Raw genomic sequence first — 1,645 nt, 5'->3', positions numbered from 1 at the left:
CGGTCGAGGAGCGGGTCGCGCGCGTCGCGTTCGACGAGAAGGGGCTGGTCGCTGCGATCGTGCAGCAGTGGGACACCGGGGAGGTCCTCATGCTCGGATGGATGGATGCCGAGGCCCTGCGGCGCACGCTGACCGAGGGACGGGCGACGTACTGGTCCCGATCGCGCCGGGAATACTGGCGCAAGGGCGACACCTCCGGAAACATCCAGCTCGTGCGCGGTGCGCGCCTGGACTGCGACGGGGATGCGATCCTCCTCCGCGTCGAGCAGGTCGGCCCGGCCTGCCACACCGGGACGCGCACATGCTTCGACACGGACGATCTCGCGCCGGTGGTCTCCGCGACGCCCGAGGGTGCCTGAGGTGCGGCGCCGGCGCGCGGGAGCGATCCTCGCCGGGCTGGTGATCGTCGTCGCGGCGCTCGTGCCGGTCTCCGCCGAGGCTGCGGTGCCGTCGGTCACCTCGCTCTCCGGCGCGGACCGCTACGCCACCTCTGCAGCCATCAGCGCCGCATCCTTCTCCCCGGGTGTCGCGGTCGCCTATGTGGCGAGCGGGGCCGCGTTCCCCGATGCGCTCTCCGGAGCCGCGGGGGGCCGCGGCGCAGCGCCCGTCCTCCTTACCCGCACCGACGACCTCCCCTCATCGATCGCCCAGGAGCTGACGCGACTCGCGCCGAGACGCATCGTCGTCCTGGGCGGCACCGGCACGGTCTCCGACACGGTCGTCGCGGCGCTGGGCGCTTACACGACCGGGACCGTCACGCGTCTCGCCGGCGCCGACCGGTACGAGACGTCGGCGGCCATCAGCCTGGCCGCGTTCCCCGCGGGCGCACCGGTCGCGTACCTCGCGAGCGGTGAGACCTACCCGGATGCCCTTTCCGGGGCGGCGGTGGCAGCGATGGCGGGAGGCCCCGTCCTCCTCACCCAGGGCGCGACGCTCCCGACGGCCATCGCGACGGAGCTCGCGCGACTGCGACCGGGACGGATCGTGGTGCTGGGCGGGGAAGGGGCGGTGTCCGAAGACGTCGCGGCAGCCGCGGCAGCCGCGGCGGGCGGCGTCACGGTGTCCCGGCTGTCCGGTGCCGATCGCTTCGCCACGTCCGCGGCCGTGAGCGCCGCGACCTTCGCGCCGGGCGCACCCGTCGTCTACGTCGCGAGCGGGACCGACTTCGCCGACGCCCTCACCGGCGCCGCGGCCGTGCACGGCGCGCCGCTCCTTCTGACGCTGCCCGATGCGGTTCCCGACGCCACCGCCCGGGAGCTGCTACGGCTCGCACCGGAGCGCATCGTGGTGCTCGGCGGCACCGGCGCCGTGAGCGCCACCGTCCGCACGCGGCTCGCCACGATCGCGACCGTGCTGCCCGCCGCGACGGGGGGCAAGATCACGACGACGACCGAGGTTCCGGCAGGCTCCTGCCTCTCGTCGCCGAACACCACGTATCGCGTGTGCGTGCGCACGGACATCGGCTTCGGCGTCTTCCGCGGTACCACCGCGCTGTGGACCTCGGAGACTCCCGACGCGCAGGTGCGCGCGCTCCGCGTGGGCACGGACGGGAGCGCGACGCTCTACACGATCGACGGCCGGGCGATCTGGCAGTCCAGCACGAGCGGGAGCGCGGGCCGCGAACTGGTGATGCAGGACGACGGGG

2 protein-coding genes are annotated in these 1,645 nt (G+C 74.3%); both read left to right on the top strand.

All coding sequences use genetic code 11. The features are described 5' to 3' along the window. On the top strand, positions 1 to 359 hold a 359-nt coding region (hisI, locus tag BGO37_RS17515; protein ID WP_291757095.1), incomplete at its 5' end, for a phosphoribosyl-AMP cyclohydrolase. Between the two features lies 1 nt (position 360). Then, positions 361 to 1,645: cell wall-binding repeat-containing protein (locus BGO37_RS17510; protein ID WP_291757093.1), on the top strand; the 1,285-nt coding region annotated here is incomplete at its 3' end.

It is taken from the genome of Cellulomonas sp. 73-92 (assembly GCF_001898175.1).
Lineage (GTDB): Bacteria > Actinomycetota > Actinomycetes > Actinomycetales > Cellulomonadaceae > Cellulomonas.
This window is presented reverse-complemented; position numbering and strand designations above follow the sequence as displayed.